Annotated in this window: 25 protein-coding genes; 13 read left to right on the top strand and 12 right to left on the bottom strand. The window is 50.7% G+C overall.

What is annotated here, in order from left to right; translation table 11 throughout:
• Window positions 1–43: 43 nt before the first annotated feature.
• Genes sucD through mdh form a run of 3 tightly spaced genes read right to left on the bottom strand, consistent with a single transcriptional unit; the run spans window position 44 to window position 3,090 of the window.
• Complete coding sequence (gene sucD / locus J0M34_07235) at window positions 44–919, bottom strand: succinate--CoA ligase subunit alpha (protein ID MBN8544040.1); 876 nt, start codon at window positions 917–919, stop codon at window positions 44–46.
• A 9-nt stretch (window positions 920–928) separates the two neighbouring features.
• Window positions 929–2,101 carry an ADP-forming succinate--CoA ligase subunit beta gene (gene sucC, locus J0M34_07230; protein ID MBN8544039.1) on the bottom strand — a complete coding sequence of 391 codons (1,173 nt, stop codon included), beginning with the start codon at window positions 2,099–2,101 and terminating at the stop codon, window positions 929–931.
• Window positions 2,102–2,127: 26 nt separating this feature from the next.
• Window positions 2,128–3,090, bottom strand: a complete 963-nt coding sequence (gene mdh / locus J0M34_07225) for a malate dehydrogenase (GenBank protein ID MBN8544038.1) — start codon at window positions 3,088–3,090, stop codon at window positions 2,128–2,130.
• Window positions 3,091–3,265: 175 nt separating this feature from the next.
• Between mdh and J0M34_07220 the strand changes: the two genes are divergently transcribed.
• The gene (locus tag J0M34_07220; GenBank protein MBN8544037.1) at window positions 3,266–3,760 is read left to right on the top strand and encodes a hypothetical protein; all 495 of its coding nucleotides are present in this window, start codon (window positions 3,266–3,268) and stop codon (window positions 3,758–3,760) included.
• Window positions 3,761–3,763: 3 nt separating this feature from the next.
• On the opposite strand, the gene rho is transcribed toward J0M34_07220, so the two are convergent.
• The 4 genes from rho to J0M34_07200 form a co-directional block, all read right to left on the bottom strand.
• Window positions 3,764–5,023 (bottom strand): transcription termination factor Rho, encoded by a 1,260-nt coding sequence (gene rho, locus J0M34_07215; protein MBN8544036.1) that lies wholly within the window; start codon window positions 5,021–5,023, stop codon window positions 3,764–3,766.
• Window positions 5,024–5,183: 160 nt separating this feature from the next.
• The gene (hemJ, locus tag J0M34_07210) at window positions 5,184–5,615 is read right to left on the bottom strand and encodes a protoporphyrinogen oxidase HemJ (protein ID MBN8544035.1); all 432 of its coding nucleotides are present in this window, start codon (window positions 5,613–5,615) and stop codon (window positions 5,184–5,186) included.
• Between the two features lie 15 nt (window positions 5,616–5,630).
• Window positions 5,631–6,617 (bottom strand): ferrochelatase, encoded by a 987-nt coding sequence (locus tag J0M34_07205; GenBank protein ID MBN8544034.1) that lies wholly within the window; start codon window positions 6,615–6,617, stop codon window positions 5,631–5,633.
• Entirely contained in the window at window positions 6,614–7,645 is a 1,032-nt protein-coding gene (locus tag J0M34_07200) for a uroporphyrinogen decarboxylase (GenBank protein MBN8544033.1), read from the bottom strand. Before J0M34_07200 ends, J0M34_07205 begins: the two co-directional genes overlap by 4 nt.
• A 352-nt stretch (window positions 7,646–7,997) precedes the next feature.
• On the opposite strand from J0M34_07200, the gene J0M34_07195 reads away from it, so the two are divergent.
• The 4 genes from J0M34_07195 (at window position 7,998) to dnaQ (ending at window position 11,018) form a co-directional block, all read left to right on the top strand.
• On the top strand, window positions 7,998–8,831 hold the full coding sequence (locus tag J0M34_07195; protein MBN8544032.1) for a kinase/pyrophosphorylase: 834 nt from the start codon (window positions 7,998–8,000) through the stop codon (window positions 8,829–8,831).
• Window positions 8,824–9,648: a shikimate dehydrogenase gene (locus J0M34_07190; GenBank protein ID MBN8544031.1), complete on the top strand. Its 825-nt coding sequence runs from the start codon at window positions 8,824–8,826 to the stop codon at window positions 9,646–9,648. Before J0M34_07195 ends, J0M34_07190 begins: the two co-directional genes overlap by 8 nt.
• On the top strand, window positions 9,645–10,232 hold the full coding sequence (locus J0M34_07185; protein MBN8544030.1) for a dephospho-CoA kinase: 588 nt from the start codon (window positions 9,645–9,647) through the stop codon (window positions 10,230–10,232). Before J0M34_07190 ends, J0M34_07185 begins: the two co-directional genes overlap by 4 nt.
• A 102-nt stretch (window positions 10,233–10,334) precedes the next feature.
• Window positions 10,335–11,018 carry a DNA polymerase III subunit epsilon gene (dnaQ, locus tag J0M34_07180; GenBank protein ID MBN8544029.1) on the top strand — a complete coding sequence of 228 codons (684 nt, stop codon included), beginning with the start codon at window positions 10,335–10,337 and terminating at the stop codon, window positions 11,016–11,018.
• Here dnaQ and secB read toward each other — a convergent pair.
• Window positions 11,015–11,470: a protein-export chaperone SecB gene (gene secB, locus J0M34_07175; protein MBN8544028.1), complete on the bottom strand. Its 456-nt coding sequence runs from the start codon at window positions 11,468–11,470 to the stop codon at window positions 11,015–11,017. The genes dnaQ and secB overlap by 4 nt on opposite strands.
• A gap of 67 nt (window positions 11,471–11,537) precedes the next feature.
• Between secB and J0M34_07170 the strand changes: the two genes are divergently transcribed.
• From J0M34_07170 to J0M34_07150, 5 genes are read left to right on the top strand one after another with little or no spacing between them, the layout of a single operon-like run.
• Window positions 11,538–12,209, top strand: a complete 672-nt coding sequence (locus J0M34_07170; GenBank protein MBN8544027.1) for a Tim44 domain-containing protein — start codon at window positions 11,538–11,540, stop codon at window positions 12,207–12,209.
• A gap of 52 nt (window positions 12,210–12,261) precedes the next feature.
• Window positions 12,262–13,359: an MltA domain-containing protein gene (locus J0M34_07165; protein ID MBN8544026.1), complete on the top strand. Its 1,098-nt coding sequence runs from the start codon at window positions 12,262–12,264 to the stop codon at window positions 13,357–13,359.
• Window positions 13,360–13,806, top strand: coding sequence for a Smr/MutS family protein (locus J0M34_07160; GenBank protein MBN8544025.1), 447 nt, complete (start codon window positions 13,360–13,362; stop codon window positions 13,804–13,806). It abuts the gene before it with no gap.
• Entirely contained in the window at window positions 13,803–14,498 is a 696-nt protein-coding gene (locus J0M34_07155) for a response regulator (GenBank protein MBN8544024.1), read from the top strand. The genes J0M34_07160 and J0M34_07155 overlap by 4 nt, the downstream gene beginning before the upstream one ends.
• Window positions 14,495–15,850 (top strand): two-component sensor histidine kinase, encoded by a 1,356-nt coding sequence (locus J0M34_07150; protein MBN8544023.1) that lies wholly within the window; start codon window positions 14,495–14,497, stop codon window positions 15,848–15,850. The genes J0M34_07155 and J0M34_07150 overlap by 4 nt, the downstream gene beginning before the upstream one ends.
• 116 nt (window positions 15,851–15,966) lie before the next feature.
• Here the strand turns inward: J0M34_07150 and phaP are convergent, their stop codons facing one another.
• The 3 genes from phaP to J0M34_07135 form a co-directional block, all read right to left on the bottom strand.
• The gene (phaP, locus tag J0M34_07145) at window positions 15,967–16,419 is read right to left on the bottom strand and encodes a TIGR01841 family phasin (GenBank protein ID MBN8544022.1); all 453 of its coding nucleotides are present in this window, start codon (window positions 16,417–16,419) and stop codon (window positions 15,967–15,969) included.
• Window positions 16,420–16,540: 121 nt separating this feature from the next.
• Complete coding sequence (proC, locus tag J0M34_07140; protein MBN8544021.1) at window positions 16,541–17,314, bottom strand: pyrroline-5-carboxylate reductase; 774 nt, start codon at window positions 17,312–17,314, stop codon at window positions 16,541–16,543.
• A gap of 137 nt (window positions 17,315–17,451) precedes the next feature.
• Window positions 17,452–17,949, bottom strand: coding sequence for a YbjN domain-containing protein (locus J0M34_07135; GenBank protein MBN8544020.1), 498 nt, complete (start codon window positions 17,947–17,949; stop codon window positions 17,452–17,454).
• 290 nt (window positions 17,950–18,239) lie between these two features.
• Between J0M34_07135 and J0M34_07130 the strand changes: the two genes are divergently transcribed.
• Entirely contained in the window at window positions 18,240–18,965 is a 726-nt protein-coding gene (locus J0M34_07130) for a prepilin-type N-terminal cleavage/methylation domain-containing protein (GenBank protein MBN8544019.1), read from the top strand.
• A gap of 3 nt (window positions 18,966–18,968) precedes the next feature.
• Here J0M34_07130 and J0M34_07125 read toward each other — a convergent pair whose 3' ends face one another.
• Window positions 18,969–19,205 (bottom strand): accessory factor UbiK family protein, encoded by a 237-nt coding sequence (locus J0M34_07125; GenBank protein ID MBN8544018.1) that lies wholly within the window; start codon window positions 19,203–19,205, stop codon window positions 18,969–18,971.
• Between the two features lie 91 nt (window positions 19,206–19,296).
• Between J0M34_07125 and rfaD the strand changes: the two genes are divergently transcribed.
• The gene (gene rfaD / locus J0M34_07120; protein ID MBN8544017.1) at window positions 19,297–20,289 is read left to right on the top strand and encodes an ADP-glyceromanno-heptose 6-epimerase; all 993 of its coding nucleotides are present in this window, start codon (window positions 19,297–19,299) and stop codon (window positions 20,287–20,289) included.
• Window positions 20,289–21,077: a prolipoprotein diacylglyceryl transferase gene (locus tag J0M34_07115; GenBank protein ID MBN8544016.1), complete on the top strand. Its 789-nt coding sequence runs from the start codon at window positions 20,289–20,291 to the stop codon at window positions 21,075–21,077. Before rfaD ends, J0M34_07115 begins: the two co-directional genes overlap by 1 nt.
• The last annotated feature ends 1 nt before the right edge of the window (window position 21,078 follow it).

The raw sequence follows: 21,078 nt of genomic DNA, 5'->3' as shown, positions 1-21,078 counted from the left end.
TAGTTGACTGCGTCAATCAGTTTGGGTTGTGCACTATTATGGGCTATTTACCCAAAACTTCTTTCATGGTGCGACCCATAAAGCTTGGATTATCAGTCACTTTGATGCCTGCAGATTTCATGGCTTCAATCTTGTCCTCTGCGCCGCCTGAACCACCCGAAACAATCGCGCCCGCGTGACCCATACGACGACCTGGAGGAGCCGTACGACCAGCAATAAAGCCTACGATTGGCTTTTTGATTTTCGACTTCTTGAGGAACTCAGCGCCCTGCTCTTCTGCATCACCGCCAATTTCACCAATCATGATGATCGCGTCCGTCTCGTCATCCTTGAGGAATAGCTCCAACACATCAACGAAGTTGGTGCCATTAACGGGGTCGCCGCCAATACCTACGCAGCTAGACTGGCCAAGGCCAATCGCCGACGTCTGGCCCACTGCCTCATAGGTCAACGTGCCTGAGCGCGAAAGAATACCAATGCGGCCTTTTTTGTGAATATGGCCAGGCATAATACCGATCTTGCACTCGCCTGGCGTAATCACGCCTGGGCAGTTTGGACCCACCAAACGCGTCTTCGAGCCCGAAAGCGCGCGCTTTACTTTCACCATGTCGAGCACGGGAATGCCCTCGGTAATACAAATCGCCAATTCGATTTCTGCATCAATTGCTTCCAAAATCGCGTCTGCTGCAAAACGAGGCGGAACATAAATCACCGACGCATTTGCGCCTGTTTTAGCCTTTGCTTCGTGCACTGTGTTGAACACGGGAAGCTCGAGATGCTTCGTGCCGCCCTTACCAGGCGTAACACCGCCCACCATTTGCGTGCCGTAAGCAATTGCTTGCTCAGAGTGGTAGGTGCCTTCACGACCCGTGAAGCCCTGACAAATTACTTTAGTATTCTTATTAACGAGAATGGACATGATAACTCCTTATGCCGCTTTTTTCTTAACGGAAACGGTGATTTTTTCTGCAGCATCGGCAAGGTTGTCAGCCGCAATAATCGGCAGGCCAGATGTTGCGAGCATTTTCTTGCCCAACTCCACATTCGTGCCTTCCAAACGCACGACGAGCGGCACATTAAGGCTGACTTCACGCGCCGCCGAAATAATACCTTCCGCAATAATATCGCAGCGCATAATGCCGCCGAAAATATTGACCAAGATGCCTTCAACATTCGGATCCGAGAGAATCAATTTGAATGCTTCGGTCACTTTTTCTTTATTGGCACCACCACCCACATCGAGGAAGTTGGCAGGCTCGCCGCCATAAAGCTTGATGATGTCCATCGTCGCCATGGCAAGGCCTGCGCCATTCACCATGCAACCAATGTTGCCGTCCATTTTCACGTAGGAAAGGCCGAATTTACCCGCCTGCAATTCAAGCGGATCTTCTTCGGATTCATCGCGCATCTCAGCAACCTCTGGCTGGCGGAACAGCGCGTTGTCATCGAAGTTGAATTTTGCATCAAGCGCGATGAGTTTTTTCTGCTTAGTGATCACGAGCGGGTTAATTTCCACTTGCGATGCATCCGTATGCAAGAAGGCATTGTAAACACCCTCAACCAATTTCGCGAATTCGCCATGAAGCTCGGTTGGAACCTGCATACCAAACGCCAATTTGCGCGCATGGTGCGGCTGGAAACCTGCGGCTGGATCAACAGGAACGGTGATGATTTTCTCGGGCGTATTGTGTGCCACATCCTCGATGTTCACGCCACCTTCTTTGGAACCAATGAACGTGATCGCTGAATATTTACGATCAAGCACCGCCGACAAATAAAGCTCTTCGCCAATGTCCGAACCTTCTTCGATATAGACACGCTTTACTTCCTTACCCTCAGGACCCGTTTGATGGGTAACAAGGATCATGCCGAGCATTTCTTTGGTCAAACGCTTCACTTCATCAAGCGACTTCGCAAGCTTCACGCCGCCCGCATTACCGCGACCACCAGCATGAATTTGCGCTTTTACTACCCAAAGCGCGCCACCTAAATTTTGCGCCGCTGCTTCTGCCTCTGCTGGCGTATAGGCAACGCCACCACGTGGCACTGCTACTCCGAATTTTGCTAAAACAGACTTCGCCTGATACTCATGAATATTCATATTACTACGCTCCTAAACAAAGTGCCTTAAGCAGCACGCTTCTCTAATTTAATGCCGCCGCAAAGCTCGCGCACCGCATTCACCGAATGATCAAATTGCTTCTGCGCATCCGCAGGCAACGCGATCTCAACGATTTTCTCAACACCGCCCGCGCCGATAATGACCGGCACGCCAACGTAAATATCTTTCTGGCCATACTGACCCGTGAGATGCGCCGCAACCGGCAGCAATTTCTTACGGTCTTTCAAATACGCATCGGCCATTTCAATCGCCGAAGCCGCGGGTGCATAATACGCCGAACCCGTCTTCAGCAAGCCAACGATTTCAGCCCCGCCATCACGCGTGCGCTGAACAATCTTGTCCATCTTTTCCTGCGTCGTCCAGCCCATTTTAATGAGATCTGGAACAGGAATGCCCGCAACGGTCGAATAGCTCACCACAGGCACCATCGTGTCGCCATGACCACCAAGCACGAAGGTGGTAATATCTTTTTGCGAGACCTTGAATTCTTCCGCGAGGAAGTAGCTAAAGCGCGCTGAGTCCAGAACGCCCGCCATACCCACAACCTTTTTAGGATCAAAGCCCGTCACTTGCTGCATCACCCATACCATTGCATCAAGCGGGTTGGTGATCACAATCACAAAGGCATTTGGCGCATATTTCTTGAGGTTTTCACCAACCGTGGTGATGATGCCCGTATTGGTATTCACCAAATCATCGCGGCTCATGCCGGGCTTGCGTGCAATACCTGCGGTGACAATCACCACATCCGCGCCTTTGATATCTTCGTAACTATTGGTGCCTTTTACGTTCGCGTCAACGCGCTCAACCGCGCATGATTGGGAAATATCAAGCGCCTTACCTTGCGGTAAGCCCTCGACCACGTCGAACAACACCACATCGCCCAATTCTTTGAGTGCGGCCAAGTGCGCCAAGGTGCCGCCAATATTGCCGCCGCCAATCAATGCGATTTTCTTTCTCTGAGCCATGCGAATCTCCCGTATTTTTGGTTTTAAGGCGTTTAACCATAGGACATGGCCAAACGCAACTGAGGATTGTGGTTATAGGGGGTAAGTATGAAGAAAGGGTAAAGTTGCGACGCATTCTCCAAATTGATGCAGCTTCGTAACATTTTCTTAACAATTCCAAGCTAAGGATTACTTCATGGGTGATGAAAAAACACAGAGAGCTGCATTATTAAGCCTAGACCGTCAGGCCGTACGCCTCGCCGCTGCGCTGAGCGATGGCTCGCTCAGAGATTTTTCACACGAGGCTAAATCTACTCTCTCTGGCAATATAAGCGTTTTTGCGTTTAATCGCGATGCCGCAAAAGAGCTTTTATGGTTGCGCCCTGACGACGATGATGGATTAGACAGAATAATAAAAAGAGTCTGCGAAGGCATTAATTCAGTGCCAGAAAAAATGATACAAGAACCACACGAAATGATTCCTGTTAAAGGCGTATTTTTAACGCCCATGACAACCTGCAATTACGCGAAAACCGACCGTTATCTTGGAGAGCGGAGCAATATAAGCTTTATCGAGCTACAGCATCGCGCTGGTGAAACTATCGAGATGTTTCCATCGCGTCGCGTATCACTCGGTTTTGAAGCGCTGAGGGCGCAAGAAGCGGCCGAACAGCAATCTGTTGCTCGCTAATCGCTATTTATTCATTCTTGCGAAGAATTCTTCGTTCGACTTGGTGTCCTTCATCTTATCGAGCAGGAACTCCATCGCATCCATTGGCCCCATGGGGTTGAGGATTTTGCGAAGCATCCAGATCTTGGAAACATCGCCTTTTTCGTAGAGCATTTCTTCCTTACGCGTACCTGACTTGGCGATATCAATCGCAGGGTACACGCGTTTGTCGGACATTTTGCGGTCCAGAATAATTTCAGAGTTACCCGTACCTTTGAATTCCTCGAAAATCACTTCATCCATGCGCGAGCCGGTCTCAATCAGCGCCGTACCGATGATGGTGAGCGAACCGCCGAATTCAATGTTACGCGCCGCACCAAAGAAGCGTTTTGGGCGCTGAAGCGCGTTGGCATCCACACCGCCAGTCAATACCTTGCCGGATGATGGGATCACGGTGTTGTAGGCGCGCGCAAGACGGGTAATCGAGTCGAGCAGAATCACAACGTCTTTCTTGTGTTCAACAAGTCGTTTAGCTTTTTCAATGACCATTTCCGCGAGATTCACGTGGCGGGTCGCTGGCTCGTCGAAGGTCGAGGAAACCACTTCGCCCTTCACAGTGCGCGACATGTCGGTCACTTCCTCAGGGCGCTCGTCGATGAGCAACACAATGAGGTAACATTCAGGGTGATTTGCCGTAATTGCGTGCGCAATGTTCTGTAACATCACCGTCTTACCTGTGCGCGGCGGCGCAACCACCAGCGTACGCTGGCCCTTACCTTGTGGCGCAACAAGGTCAATCACACGGCGCGACAGATCTTCCTTTTTAGTCGGATCAACAAACTCCATCTTGAGTTTTTGCTCAGGATAAAGCGGTGTTAGGTTGTCGAAATTCACGCGGTGACGGCACTTCTCTGGCTCGTCAAAATTCACTGATTTCACATGATTAAGCGCGAAATAACGCTCTTCGTTTTTAGGGGCGCGCAAAATACCCTCAACCGTATCGCCCGTACGAAGACCAATCTTTTTAACAATTTGCGGCGCGACGTAAATATCGTCTGGACCCGCGAGGTAGTTTGCTTCTGGATAGCGCAGGAAGCCAAATCCGTCCTGCAGGACTTCAATCACACCAACGCCGATAATTTCTTCACCTTGCTCCGCCATGCGTTTCAAAATGGCGAAGACCATTTCTTGCTTAAGCATGTTGCCAACGTTTTCAACGCCGTACTGTTCTGCCATTTCAAGCAGTTCGTTAGGTTTTTTGCTTTTTAGGTCTTGTAGTCTCATGGTTGGAATCTCGGAGGGTTGTGAAGGCGGATGTTTTTGGGAAGAGGGCAGAAACGGCGCGAAAATTTTGGGCCATCTGCAATCAAAGATGCACCACTTATATAGAAATGAATCACAGGGTCAAGCTTTTTTTATCCAAGCGCCTTATTTTGCTGGATTTTTAGAAGGGCTTAAACACCACCAAGACGACAATCCCGACCATCAATAAAGTTACCAACTCATTGATAATTCTATAGAATTTATGAGAGTGTGGCCGTTCGTCCGCAGCAAACTTCTTTCGTATGACTGAAAACCAGCCATGCATCCCCGAAAGACCCAAAACGAGCAAAATCTTAGCGTGAATCCACCCGCCTGTCCCCGGTCCGCCAAACCCCGTTATCACTATCAACCAGATACCAAACCCCCAACTCGCGATCATGGCGGGGTTGATAATGGCGCGCAGCAGCTTGCGCTCCATCACCTTCAGCATCTCGGAGGCGTCGGAGCCAACCTTGGTTTCGGCGTGATACACGTAAAGGCGCGGCATATACAACATGCCCGCCATCCAACTAATGACGCTGATGATGTGAAGTGTCTTGGCAAGCAGATACATATCCATGAAACACTCCTACGCTTTACAGGGGCACTTTGTCCATTCTTTCGGACAGATACGCGCGGGCGGCTCATTCAAACAAAGCTGTTTCAGTCCCTCAATAAAGGCAGATTCGATCGAAACTGTCGGCACGCGGAAATAGGGGGCGTCGCCAACAAGGTGGCAATATTCGATATCGAGCTCCACCAGTGTTTCAGAATGCTCTGACACAAACGCTATTGGCACAAGAACAATCGGAACATTATCGTCTTTTGCGCGCAACAATTCATTTTCCGTACTTGGCCCGATCCACTTCAAAGGGCCAACACGCGACTGGTAGCAATTCACAAAATCAAGTCCGTAAATATCAAGCTCTTCAACGACCTTGAGCGTCGTTTGTTCCACTTGCCATTGATAAGGATCACCTTTGGCAATGATCTTTTCTGGTAAGCCGTGCGCTGAAAACAGCACTCTCGGGGTGCCTTGCGCCGATGCTTTTTCATACGCTTGGCGAATCAATTTTGCCTGCGCGGTAATAAAATCTTTCTGAATAGGATAACATCCAACAATGCGCGTGGGCACATTCAATTGCGCAGCAGATGCCGCGCGCTGCCAATCCTTCACCGAAGAGCCTGTCGTTGTCGTCGAAAACTGCGGATAAAGCGGCAAAAGAATAATCTCATCGGGATTATATGCTTTCACCTGTTTGGCTACCTCATCGCTCATTGGGTGCCAATAACGCATACAAATAAATGTCTTATGATTTGACCCTAGCGCTGCTTGTAGCGCTTCTGCTTGCTCTTTGGTATTTTCCAAAATCGGTGATTTACCGCCTAGCTCGGCGTAAATACCTTGGGCCTTTGGTGCACGACGCGACGAAATCAATTTTGCCAAAAAATACCGCATAGGGTTTGGCACAGCGATAATCGCGGGGTCATTGAATAAATTAAATAAAAAGGGCTGCACTGCTTCAGATGAATCAGGGCCACCGAGATTAAAAAGTATCACGGCTTTCCGTGTCATCGGCGGTATTCTTTCAGTAAATTTGAAAGCGCTTCCACATGCGAAATTGGCATTTCAGGAATCATGCCGTGACCCAAATTAAACACAAATGCTGAATCTTTCATCGTTTCTAAAATACGCTTTGCTTCGTCCAATGCACCCTTCAAATCATAGCACAGCAATAACGGATCGAGATTACCCTGCAAGGCACGGCCTTGCGCATTTTGTTTTGCCCACTCCATGGGGGTGTTCATATCAATACCAAAGCAATCAACGCCCGTTTGCGCATAATCTTTCAAAAACAATCCCGCACCTTTTGGAAAACCAATAATCGGTATTTCTTTTTTATAAGCTCGCAATGCTTTGACGATTTTCGTTGTTGGCTTAATGCACCATACTGCAAATTGTGCAGGTGATAATAATCCCGACCAACTATCAAAAATCTGGATCGCTTCTGCACCTGCATCGATCTGCATTTTGAGATATTCAATCGTTGCATCCGTTATTTTGTCGATGAGCGATTGCATCAATACTGGTTCTGCCTGTGCGAACTGACGTGCCTTGGCAAATTCTTTGCCGCTTTTTCCTTGCAGCATGTAGCACGCTACTGTCCAAGGAGCTCCAGCAAATCCAATGAGGGCACCGCCCTTTGGCAATTCCTTTTTTACTAACCTTACGGTTTGAGCAACAGGCTCTAAACGCTCTCTCACTTTATCAACTTGAAAAGCATCAATACGTTGCTTGGTGTTTGTTACTTCAACGATTGGTCCTTCACCTTCTGCAAACCTAACATCAACACCAAGCGCATAGGGAATCACAAGGATATCGGAAAATAAAATAGCTGCGCTCATTCCAAAACGACGCAACGGTTGTAAGGTTACCTCCGCTGCCTTTTCTGGAGAGAAACATAAATCTAAAAAACCGCTCGCTGTCGCTCGCGTCGCTTTATATTCTGGTAAAAATCGACCTGCTTGCCTCATGAACCAAAAAGGAACTTGATCCGACTGCTTACCCTGAAGGGTCGATATGAGAAGTTTATCCTCGGTCACTTACTACTACTTTCTTTATATTAAATAAGAATAGAGGTGGTAGTGGGGATGGCATATAATGGGGATTCACGCAAACTCAAAACTACTCCCCACCTCTACGCGCATATACACGCCCTGTTTTTTGAAGGCATAAAAATGTGCAGATTCCAGACAAGTAATTCAATCCACAGCGGAAAATCACCAACAGGACATCGGGGACAAACCATCTACACACCCAATTCACAGACCAACCGCGCAACTGTGTCACAGGTGGATAATTTTCTGAGTTAGGGTATAGCGAATGTGTGTAGAACTGGCGATTTTTAAAAATCAGTGCATAACTCGTATTCTATACACAAGAGGATGTGCGTAAGTGAAAAGCTTCCATTTGCATTTGGTTTCCGATTCCACTGGCGAGACGGTGAGCAGCGTTGCACGTGCCGCCATGGCGCAGTTTGAGCACGCTCAGCCGATAGAGCATAGCTGGTCGCTGGTGCGAACCAAGGGACAATTGGAAAAGGTCATCGCGGGGCTTGAGGCCAACCCAGGCATAGTCATGTTCACCTTGGTGGATGCAGAAATGCGCGAATATTTGCGCCAAGCTTGCGGCAGACTCAAAGTGCCTTGTATCCCGATTCTGGGCCATGTGATTCGTGAATTCTCGAATTACCTGAATGAGAAGGCCACGGGCGCAGCAGGTGTACAGCATGAAATGAGCGAGGATTATTTTCAGCGTATCGACGCGATTAATTTCGCACTCGAGCACGATGATGGACAGGCAACGTGGGAGTTGGAGCAGGCCGACATTGTCATTGTCGGCGTTTCGCGTACCAGCAAATCACCAACCTGCGTATACCTTGCATATCGCGGCTTTAAGGCAGCGAACGTCCCGTTTGTGCCAAATGTTCCGTTACCAGATAATATTGTAAAATTGAGGCAACCACTCGTCGTCGGCCTGACGATTAGTGACGACCGCTTGATTGATATTCGCCGCTCGCGCCTAATGGCCATGAATCAGGACACTAACACCGATTATGTGCGCGAAGAGGCCGTGAAAGAAGAAATCGAGAACGCCAAGAAAACCTTCCGCCAGCAGGGCTGGCCAGTAATTGATGTCACCCGTCGTTCGGTCGAGGAAACCGCAACGCTGATGATTCAATACCGCCTGCGTCAGGTGGAAAAACGCCAGGCAGGTGGTAATGACTAGTCTGCGCACAGGGTTGATAGGTCATCCCGTGAAACACTCGCTCTCACCACAAATCCACCGCTATTGGATGGCGCAATATGGCATCAAAGGCGACTACGAGTTGTGGGATACGCCGCCCGAGCAATTGGGCGATACCATGCGTAAACTGCGCGATGAAGCCGTGCGCGGCTTCAACAGCACGGTTCCACATAAGCAAGCGCTCATGCCGTTTCTGGATGAGATAGACGAAACCGCCAGACGTATCGGCGCTGTGAACACAGTGCTGAATAGATCGGGTAAGCTCATTGGCATTAATACCGACTCATACGGCTTCATCACTAATCTGAAAGAAGGGTTGGGAAATCTCGAACCCTATTTGGAGCGGGTCGTCGTATTAGGTGCGGGAGGGGCGGCGCGAGCAGTGCTTTTATCTCTTAAAGATGCAGGCGCAAAGCGCGTAACCATCATTAACCGCACCGTCCAAACTGCCGCAGCGCTGGCCAAAGAATTTAATTGTGAAACAGAGCATTGGCCTGTGAATAACAAGATATTTTCAGGCACAACATTGCTAATTAATACCACCGTGTTGGGCATGCAGGGTAAAGACCCGCTTATCATCGATATTAGCGAGCTTGCCGACCATGCTGCCGTGCACGACATTGTCTATGCGCCGCTACAAACGCGATTGCTGGAAGAAGCGAGTGAGCAGGGATTTGCCACTGTCGATGGGTTGGGCATGTTGCTCTATCAGGCGCAGAAAGCGTTTGCGTTATGGCATGGGGTGGAGCCAAAAGTAACGGGCGCGCTTCGCGCGCATGTGATAGAGAAGATTGCATGATTGTGATTGGCATCACAGGCGGAATTGCTTCAGGCAAATCAACCATTGCCCGCATGATGGCACAGCGCGGAATCACCCATGTCGATGCAGACGTGCTGGTTCATGGGCTCATGAAAACACCCAGCGTCATCAGCGAAATCGCCCAAATCTTTCCCTCCGCGATTAAGAACGGCGCCGTTGACCGCTCAGCGCTTGGCGCCATCGTCGCCAAAGATAAGGCGGCGCTTATCGCACTAGAAATGGTCCTTCACCCCGCCGTGCGTGAAGCCGAATTAGCAGCACTAAAACAATCGGTTAGACAAAACCGCCGCGCCGTAATTTTGGACATCCCCCTACTGTTTGAATCGGGGGCAGAAGCGCTCTGCGATATCGTTATCAGCGCAGCCGCTCCACTCGACATGCGTCGTAAGCGCGCGTTCTTGCGAAAGGGAATGACGGGCGAAAAATTCGACCGCCTCGTCGCTCGTCAGTTAGACGAGGTCACGCGCAACCTGCTTGCGGACGTAGTTATCCCCACAACACTAGGCAAAGCCTTTACTCGCAGGCGCGTCGAGCTACTATTGCGCGAGTTGGGGTTGCGTTAATCTTGTTATTCGAGATTCAGTAGAATCAAGTCAGCCGTGAGCTGGCGAAGCCACGCGAAGGACTAGTCAGCATGACGATGTCTGAAGCATTTAAGGAGCGCCATGCGCGAAATCGTTTTAGACACAGAGACCACCGGTCTTGACCCCTATTCTGGTCATAGAGTCGTAGAAATAGGCTGCGTGGAGCTGATCAATCACATCCGTACTGGCAATCATTTCCAAACCTACCTCAATCCTGAGCGCGATATGCCGCCAGAAGCAGAGCGGGTCCATGGTCTGTCCAGTAGTTTTCTAAGTGATAAGCCGCTTTTCAAAACCATCGCCGCCTCATTTCTGGAATTCATCGGCGATTCGCCGCTCGTTATTCATAACGCCGCCTTTGATATGAAATTCATCAATGCGGAATTGGAATCAGCAGGGTTTGCTGCCCTTGATATGAGCCGTGCGCTCGATACCGTGCTTATGGCGCGTCAGAAATTCCCAGGCCAACCCGCGAGCCTCGATGCGCTTTGTAAGCGTTTCAACATCGACCTTTCCACCCGCACCAAACACGGCGCGCTGCTTGACTCAGAATTACTGGCAGACGTGTATCTGGAACTGCGTGGCGGACGGCAGGCCGTCTTGTCGTTGAAGGAAGAAGAAACGCGCAGCAATGATGAAATAGATCTCGCGTTCACGGGCCATACCGATATTCCCACCCGCCATTTTCCGCCCACGGCGGAAGAGCTGGCGGCGCACCGCACCATGCTAGAGAAACTTAAAAACCCGATTTGGAGCGCAGCTTAAGCGGCAGGCTTTGCGCGATTTTGTTGATAGAGCGCGAAGAAATCAATCGGCTCCATTTGCAGAGGCGGGAAACCACCATCACGCGTCACATCCGAAATCACGCGGCGCGCAAACGGATAAATCAGGAACGCACCCTGAATGAACACGATTTGTTCAATCGCATCTTCAGGAATACCTTTAATTTCCAACACGCCCGCATAGGTTAAATCCGCCATGAATACGGTGGTGTTCTCTGCAATTGCGCGTGCATTAATATGAATGGAAAGCTCGAACACATCTTGGTCGAGTCGTTGCGCACCAAGGTTCACCGCCACTTCCATGGTAGGCGGCTCTTTGAGTGTGAACAGGCTCTGTGGGGCCTTGGGATTTTCAAACGAGAGGTCCTTAACATATTGCGCGCGCAGGGCAATTGCGGCGGGCTGCTCAGGTGCTGTTTCGGGCGCTGTGTTCATAACTATCCTTGTAATTATTCGCGCTTGTCTCTATATCAGCCGTGCTATTATTGCTAGGAGAAATTGCGTGGAAGGCTTCCAATACGGCGACATTATCGTGATCGGCGCAATCGCTGCTTTTGTGATTCTGCGCTACCGCTCTATGCTTGGTTCTGACGCAGGGCGTGACCCTTCCGAAATCCAACGCACTCAGCAGGAGCGGCAAAAAGCCGCCGCCGCCGCGATGGAGCCGATTGTAAAGCTCGTCGAGCGCGAAGCTGCCAAAAAAGCCGAACAACCCGAAACTTCCTACCCTGAGATGCTGGCAATTTCCTTCAAGCAAATGCGCAATATTGATGCTGAATTTTCACCCGAAGATTTCGTGACAGGCGCAAAAATGGCTTTTGAGATGGTGATTAAAGCCTTCAACGAGCGCGACCACGAAACATTAAAAATGCTACTCGCAAGTGATGTGTACGAAAACTTCAACGAAGCAATCGAAACACAAAAGCAGCAAAACGTGACCCACCAAACCACACTCGTGGCCATCAACAAGGCCGACATCACCCATGCCACGCTTCATGGCAAAAAGGCACGCATCACCGTGAAATTCGACAGCGAGCAAATCCATGTGGTACGCGATGCATCGGGAGCTATCAGCCAAGGCAATCCGTCCGACATTGATCTGATGGACGATGAATGGGTATTTGAGCGTGACTTAACATCCTCAAGTCCGAACTGGATGGTTGTAGAAACCTGATTTCCATCACTTTATCATTCACGCCATGTGGTAAATCCAGTTTACTCGGCGCATGAAACATCTTGTTCTTTTATCCCTTATTCTCCTCACCGCCTGCGCTGGCTATGAGGGTGACCCACATAAAGCCATTCTTACCCAAGCAAGTTACAGCGACATGCCGGGCTGGAGCAGCGACAAGCATGCAGAAGCCTACAAAGTCTTTGTCGATTCCTGCCGTGTGAATGATAAGCGCCCCAGCGCCTATGTGACCAAAGCGGGTAATGTGATTGGTGATCGTACAGCGTGGCGAAATGTTTGCGCCTTGACCTATCGCTTCGCTAACCCAACCGATGGTGAGGCGCGTAAGTTTTTCGAAGCGAATTTCACCCCTTACCGAATTACCACTCCATCAAGCGACAAAGGCCGTCTGACGGGGTATTACGAACCACTTCTGCGAGGCTCGCTCAAACGGGAAGGGCGCTACCAAACCCCAGTGTATGGCATGCCAAGCGGCTCAACCTACCCATCACGTGCGGCGATAGAGGCAGGCGCGCTGCGTGGGCGTGCGCCTGTGCTGCTCTACGTTGATGATCCTGTCATGCTGTTCTTTTTACATATTCAAGGCTCGGGCAAAGTGCGCCTGCCAGACGGGCGCATCGTCGGCATTAATTATGCGGGGCAGAACGGGCATAACTACATTGCGATTGGCCGCGTCATGAAGGAGGAGGGGCTGCTCGAAGAAGTCACCATGCAGACCATTCGTGACTGGCTTTATGCTAACCCACGCGATGCGCAACGCATCATGAATACGAACCCGTCCTACATTTTCTTCAAGAAATCACCAGGGGACCAAATGGCAAAAGGCGCGCTTGGCATACCGCTCACTGCAGGTCGTTCCCTCGCCGTGGATGATGAGCGTTCAACTTATGGCGTGCCGATCTACATTGCCACCATGAGCCATAATGCACGGGGATATGAAGCCCCTTATCAACGACTCTTGGTCGCACAAGATACGGGCGGGGCGCTTATAGGCGCGCATCGCGGCGATATCTTTTTTGGTCGCGGTGAATTGGAAGAATGGCAGGCGGGTCACCAAAATGCTTTGGGTAAAGTCTTCTGGCTTTTGCCTAATACGCAAGGCGTGGGCCTCAAATTTTTAGATGTATTCTAAATGAAAAAGCGCGACCTCACAGAGCAAGAGCGTGAGGAATGGCTCATCGAAAACGGCCAAAAACCAAAAGCCTCCGCTCCTAAAAAGCAGGTACTGGCTGCCGCACCGGTTAAAAAATCAGCCGCTACGCGGCCCATTGAGCTCGGACATACCGCAGCTATTGATGCTAAGCGCCTTAAGGCTACCATCGAAGCAACTCTCGACTTGCATGGCATGAGTGAAGACGCCGCTCACCGCGCCTTAACGCGGTTCATGAAGGCCGCCATCGCCAGTGAAATACGCACCCTTTTGATTATTACGGGTAAGGGAAAAGGCGTTTTACGTGCTGCCGTGCCCAAATGGTTGGACGTACCATCACTTCGCCCCTTCATTCTTGCGCTGACCTATGCTACGCCCAAAGAAGGCGGCGAGGGCGCGTACCGCGTACTCATGAAACGGAAGAGATGACAGCAGCAACAACAGCACAGCATGTTTTAGTGGTCGATGATGATGATCGACTGCGCCAATTGCTGCAGCAATATTTAAGCGAGCAGGGCTACCATATATCCACGGCGGCCGACACTAAGCAGGCCGACCAGTTGATGAAAGTCTTTGCGCTGGATGCTGTGGTGCTCGACGTAATGATGCCAGGCGAGCAGGGAACAGATTATGCGCGTCGCCTCAAGCGCGAGGGGCGCGATGTGCCCGTATTAATGCTTACTGCGCGCGGTGAGCAAGACGAGCGCATTGAGGGGCTGGAAGCAGGTGCCGAAGATTATTTGGCCAAGCCCTTTGCACCGCGTGAATTAGCGCTGCGTCTAGAGAAGCTTATTGCCCGCACCCAAAAACAAGCACCAAGCAGCGCTGTGCGCTTCGGTCCATATAAATTCTCGCTCGATACGGGAAGATTATTACACCAAGACGGCCCTGTATATCTCACCACGAGTGAGCAGGCATGTTTGAAAATTCTCGCGCAACATGCTGGCCAACCTGTGGCACGCGAGCGCATGGCGGCGTTGATCGGTGACGTGCATAATGAGCGTTCGATCGATGTGCAGATTAATCGCCTGCGCAAAAAAATCGAAACTAATCCTAGCAAACCCGCATTCATTCAGACTATTCGTCATGAAGGCTATGTTCTCTATACGGATGGCGTATGAGCATTGGTCGTCTCATTAAGCGGTTTTTGCCCACTAGTTTATTTGGCCGTGCGCTGATGATTCTCATCGTGCCTGTAGTGATCTTGCAACTCATGATTGCCTATATTTTCTATGAGCGCCACTGGGATTCGGTGGTACGGAATTTGTCCTCTGCTGCATCAGGGAACGTAGCGCTGCTGGTGAATGAATTTGAGCGCAACCGTATTTTGCTTGGTAGCGAAGCAGCGATGGAACGCATGGAGCCACTCGCTATGGGCATGGGTATGCGCCTATGGCTGGACCGTGCCAACAACGCAACGATGGGCCCCAACACGGACGCATTTCGTTTTCGTGAATTTCGCTCAAACCTCGATAGGGTTATCGATTTTCCCGTCCGCGTGAGCGAATCATCTTCTGGTAAACAAGTGCGCGTCAACGTGAAAACGGATGTTGGCATTTTGCGTATCAGCATGGATCGCAAGCGCCTTGCTAGCTCCACCACGTACATTTTTATTCTATGGATGGTTGGTACCGCGCTGTTGCTTACGGCAATCGCGGTTATGTTCTTGCGTAACCAGATTCGCCCGATTGTGCAGCTCGCACGTGTTGCTGAGCAATTTGGACTAGGGCAAGACGTGCAAGGATACGCGCCGCGTGGCGCCAGTGAAGTGCGCCGCGCAGGTCGGGCTTTCACAACGATGGCCGACAGGGTGCGCCGCGCCATTCAGTCGCGCACCGAAATGCTCGCGGGCATCTCGCATGATTTGCGTACACCACTCACGCGCATGAAACTCGAAATCGAAATGGGGAAGATTGACCCTCAAACGCGAGACGCGCTGCATGCAGATATTGAAGAAATGCGCCACATGATTGACGAGTATCTGGACTTCGCGCGCGGCGATGCTGGCGAGACGATGGAGCCCGTGCAGATTCACATGTTGCTTGCCGATATTGTCGAGAATTACACGCGCCAATCCCGCGCAGTGAGCCTCGCCCCTTGTGAAGCGGTAATGCTAAATGCGCGCCCCCAAGCCCTGCGGCGCTGTCTGCAGAACCTCATTGATAATGCGCTTCGTTATGGCAAGAAAGCGCATGTGTCGCTTGAAGTCAGTACAACATTTGTACGCGTCAAAGTGTTGGATGAGGGGGAAGGGATTCCCGACGCACAACAGCAAGATGTATTTAAACCATTCTTGCGTCTTGAATCTTCGCGCAATGTCAAAACAGGGGGTGTGGGGCTTGGGCTTTCCATCGCCCGTGACGTTGCTCAAAGCCATGGCGGCGACATCACGTTAGAGAATCAGAAAGACGCTAAGGGCAAAATCCTAGGCCTTGAAGTCACCGTGCGCCTACCGCGCGCGATGGTAAAATAAAACGCCCCGTGTTTCCACGAGGCGCTCCATTTGTTGCTAACCTATCTTCGCTACAAACCGACGCTTCGACGTCCGTTGAGGACGTAAAGCTAAGCGCCGCCTGAGCGAACTTAAAACTAAGCAGCGTTTTTCTTTGAAGGCTTTGCCGTGAAGCTGGTCATTTCATCCAGGCTTTCAGCAGCGCGACGGTTGATTACATCAAACGCCTCGAAGCCAGACTTGCTTACCAATTCCGAAACTTCGCGCAGGTTGCTGAGCGAGTTCTCGAAGAAGGTTTTTGCAAGTTCAACTTGCTTTGCAGTGTTCACTTCAGGTGAACCACCGGTCAGCATGTCTTTGGTGGTCTTAAGCACTTTCTCAACATGTGAGCGTGCAACTTCCGCTTGGCGACGTGCAATTGCTTGCGCGCTTTCAGCCAGTGCTTGTGAAGCAGCCGAAGCAGCTTCTGCGTTGCGGCGGTTGAACGATGCTACGCTGTTCATGTCGAACGCAGGCATAGCAGGCATTTGAGGAGCTTTAAAATCGCTCCAGAATTTCATCGCATCCGCGAAAGGGTTTTGGGTAGCCATGGTCATCTCCATCTCATTGTTCCAGTAAAAGCTACACCGTGCAGCTTTGTTGCATTGCAATATAGTGAGGGAATCCGCCCTTGTCAACCCTAATTGTGCATTGCACAAATACTTCGCAGATTTAGGAACTTAAGGCTTTTGAGCGGCTTTCTGCGGCTTGGGCTGTGGCTTCTATAAGCGTCTGGAGGGACGGCAATAATACAGCAAGTGCTGCCTCGGTTGTGCCGCCTTTGCTGGTGACTTGCTCGCGCAGTTTGCTCACATCGGCGAAGGGTGTATTCGCCATGCATGCCGAACCAAACACCGTTTGTTTGACGAGAAGATGTGCCGTCTGCGCATCAAGGCCCAGATGAATAGCGGCACGCTCTAACGCCTCCATGAATGCAAAGACATAAGCGGGGCCCGAACCAGAAATAGCGGTCACCGCATGCATTTGCTCTTCGTCGTTCACCCAGCACACTTCACCGCCTGCGGCGAACAAGTCCTGTACGATGCGCTGATCTTCTTCCGCAATAGTCGGCCCACAACACACACTCATGCCCTGTCCAACCAAAGCGGGTGTATTGGGCATCACGCGCACGCTGTTCTTAGGTAGCGCACCTAATGGCACGCCCGCCATAATGGATATGACCAGCGTATCATTGGGCCACTTGGCAAGCGCGGGCTTGATCTCATGATAGCTTTGCGGCTTTACCGCTAATACGGCAGCGCGCGGTGGTGTAGTAAGAGCCGCCAGCGACTCGATGCTTTCTATTCCCTCATCTTTGAGAATGCCGCGCCGCAGGGAACTTGATTCGACCACCAGAGGCGACCATTGCCGCCAGCGTGTCGCCAGCGCCGTGCCCATATTGCCACCGCCGATAATCAGCAAAGGATGTTCACTCGTGAATTCCATCCACGGATTGTAGCGTGCGAAAACACGTTAGTCGATAGCTTCAATTTTATTAAAGTTGCGTAGCGCCGTAAGCTGCGCGAGCCGCTAGCGGCGGGGGAGTCATTGAGGGGGTAAGACCCCCTCATAATTCAAAACGCCTACGCTTCGCCGACAGTGTCCATCAATGCGATTTCAAGCGCTTCGTCGGTCGAATTGCCGCCCCACATAACTGATTGGAAAGCAGGATAGAAGCGATTGCACTCCGAAATGGCGATGTCGAGCAGGTCTTCCATCTGCTCACTCGTTGCGCCTTGGCCACCGCGCAGCAGCATGGCATGACGGAACATAATCAGCCCATCATCTGCACCCATGTCGAAATGACCCAACCACATTTTCTCATTCACTTTCGCTAGAAGCGGGTAAAGCTTCGCACGTTGCTTTTCGGGAATCTTGGTTTCAAACGCGCAGGAGAAAATCAGCGCGCCCAAATCGGCCTGCCACGTGAACCAGATACGGTAATTGCACCAGCTAGACTGGACCTCAGCAACCAGCTCTTCATCAATCGGGCGGTCGCAAAGCCATTCACGGTTTTGGATGAGTTCTTCAGCAAGATCGAGTGGGTTAGGCAGGGTTTCTTGGAAAGCAACAGCGGACATAGATACTCCCTTCGTGATCTCAAAGATCTTAGTGACGACGGTAGCCAGACAAATAAGAGATGTGCAGATACACGGTCCAAACGCCTCTTACTTGATCCAAGCGACTGTCCGTGCTCTTCGGCGAGAACCGCCGCGGCACAAGGGAAATAGAACACAAGATTTTGGCGAAATCTATCAAAATATGGTGCCCTGCACATAAAATAATACCAAGGCTTGGGGTGTGTGATAAAAATTCATAGTGAAAGCGTAGCCTAGTTAGAGTAGGCTGAAATCATCAAAAGAGGTACGCTATGCGTCGTCACGGTTTCTCGCTCGTCGAACTTTCCATTGTGCTGGTGATCATGGGGTTGATTGTCGGCGGCATCATGGCGGGCGCATCGGTGATTCGTAACACGGAAGTGAAAACGGTAATCACGGAATATAATCAATACAAGCAGGCGGTTCTCACCTTTCGAGGAAAATATGCAGCGCTACCCGGAGATATTCCAGACGCTGCTAGCTATTGGTCGGGCGCTGTGAATGGCGATGGTGATGGATTAATCGAATGGGCCGCCGCTGCGAACGGCACGGGTGAATTCGTACAATTCTGGAGACATCTCTCATTGGCGGGGGAGATTGAAGGCCAATATACGGGGCTTGCGGGTTCGGGTGGCCCAAGGCATGTCGTGCCGGGCACCAATGCGCCTAAATCGACTATTACTAATGGGGGTTGGGGAGCATTTTTTCAAGATATGAGTGCGGGAGATGCGGATAATTTTGCTATCAACTACGGGAACGTAATGGTTTTGGGCGGCGAAATCGCAACCAACTGGAACTGGAATATGGTGCTTAATCCTGAAGAGGCGTGGAATATCGATATGAAAATTGATGATGGTATGCCAGGGGCGGGATCGATAATTGCAACGAATCGTACGAGCTGTGCCAATTCAACATCCGTTGCGGATTACGCGGCAACATATCAGCTGAGTCAAAAAAATAAAATCTGCTCACTCTATTTTGTTCGTATAAACGAATAGAGTCTATTTTTTCAGCGCCTCGATCTCTGCTTTGAGCTTTTCATTTTCTTCGCGCGCTTTTTGCGCCATGGCTTTCACGGTCTCGAATTCATCGCGCGTCACGAAACGCTCTTTGGCCATAAATCGCTCCAAACCATCCGCAACCATGCTTTCAAGCTCGCGCTTCATATCCATGAACGCACCCGCAGCGCCCGAGGTCAGTTTGGCAACATCTTCGAAGAATTTAGAATCTTTTTGCATGGTGTACGTCCCAAGTCGCGAGTCTTTGGTTGTCAGTATTCCAAATCTATAGCACATTACGCACGACTCACAACTAACGACTCATGGCTTTATGAAGAAAATTCTCGTAACAGGCGGCGCAGGTTTTATTGGTTCAGTGATTGCGGGGCACCTAGCAAATTCGGGCGCTTACCATGTGGTGATCGTCGACCAATTCGGCTCGACCGAGAAATGGCGCAACCTCGCCAAGCACCGTATTTTTGAAATTATCTCACCAGGTGAGACGTTCTATTGGCTCGAATCGAATAAGGAATCGCTTGAGGCGGTTATCCATATGGGCGCGATTTCCTCGACTACGGAAACCAACGTCGATCTGATTATGGAGACGAATTTCTCGCTCTCCAAATCGCTGTGGAACTGGTGTACGGATGCGGGTAAGCGCTTTATCTACGCATCTTCTGCGGCGACCTACGGTGGTGGCGAGCAGGGGTTTGATGACCAGCTTGATATGAATTACCTCGCCAAGCTCTTGCCCATGAATGCCTATGGCTGGAGCAAACAGCTCTTCGACCAGTTCGTATCACTGACCGTCGCCAATAAAGACAAAACGCCACCCCAATGGGTTGGTCTTAAGTTTTTCAACGTCTATGGTCCGAATGAATACCACAAAGGTGACCAGAAATCCGTTGCCTGCACCATTTTCCCGCACGCGAAACATGGTCGACCTGTGCATTTGTTTAAGTCCTATAACGCCAAATACAAAGACGGCGAGCAGCTACGCGACTTCGTGTACGTGAAAGACTGTGTATCGGTCATTGAGTGGTTGCTGGCCAATCCGCAAGTGAACGGCTTGTATAATCTTGGCACTGGCAAAGCGCGTACCTTCAAGGATTTAGCGAATGCGCTCTTTGCGGCACTTGGTAAGCCGCCCGCCATCAGCTATTTCGAAATGCCAGAACATATTCGCCCGAAATACCAGTATTTCACCGAAGCGAAAATGGACAGGTTGGTGGCTGCAGGCTACACGAAGCCGATGACATCACTTGAAGATGGCATCAAGGATTATGTCCAAAGCTATCTCGCCAAAGAAGATCCGTACTTCTAATGCCTTTTCCCGACATTGATCCGATCGCGCTGCAACTAGGCCCGCTCGTTATTCGTTGGTATGCGCTTTCCTACATTGCAGGGATTGTGCTTGCTTATCTTTACATCGGCAAACTCAATGCGCGATTTCCCTATTTCAACGAGAAAGCACGCGACGATCTCATCACCTATGCGGTGATAGGTATCATTCTCGGCGGCCGTATCGGTTATGTACTCTTTTATAATTTTCCATACTTCATGGAACACCCAAGTGATGCACTCAAAATCTGGCAAGGCGGCATGAGTTTTCATGGCGGCCTGCTGGGCATCTTCGCGGCATTCTGGCTCTATGCGCGCCGCCACAAACTTCACTGGTTACGCATTATGGATTACTTGGCGGCCGCAACACCGATCGGTTTATGCCTTGGCCGTATCGCCAATTTCATCAATGGTGAGCTTTATGGTCGTGTCACGGACGTATCATGGGGAATCGTGTTCCCCCACGCAGGTGGTTTGCCACGTCACCCTAGCCAACTCTACCAAGCGGCGACCGAAGGCCTATTATTATTTGTACTGCTCTATGTGCTGATTCGTACCACCAACATCATGCGCTATCGCGGTGCGGTGGGTGGATTATTCCTCGCGGGTTATGGTGTCGCACGTTTCGTGATGGAATTTTTCCGCATGCCCGACCCGCAGCTCGGGTTCTTGTTTGGCCAGTGGCTCACCATGGGGCAACTACTCTGCGTGCCAATGATAGTGGCGGGCGCATGGCTTATGCTGCGTTCAAAACGTTATCCCGTGAGCTGAT

Source organism: Alphaproteobacteria bacterium, from assembly GCA_017302575.1.
In the GTDB taxonomy this organism is placed as follows: domain Bacteria; phylum Pseudomonadota; class Alphaproteobacteria; order Rickettsiales; family UBA3002; genus JAFLDD01.
The sequence above is the reverse complement of the archived record's forward strand: the minus strand, read 5'-3'. Positions and strand labels throughout refer to the sequence as shown.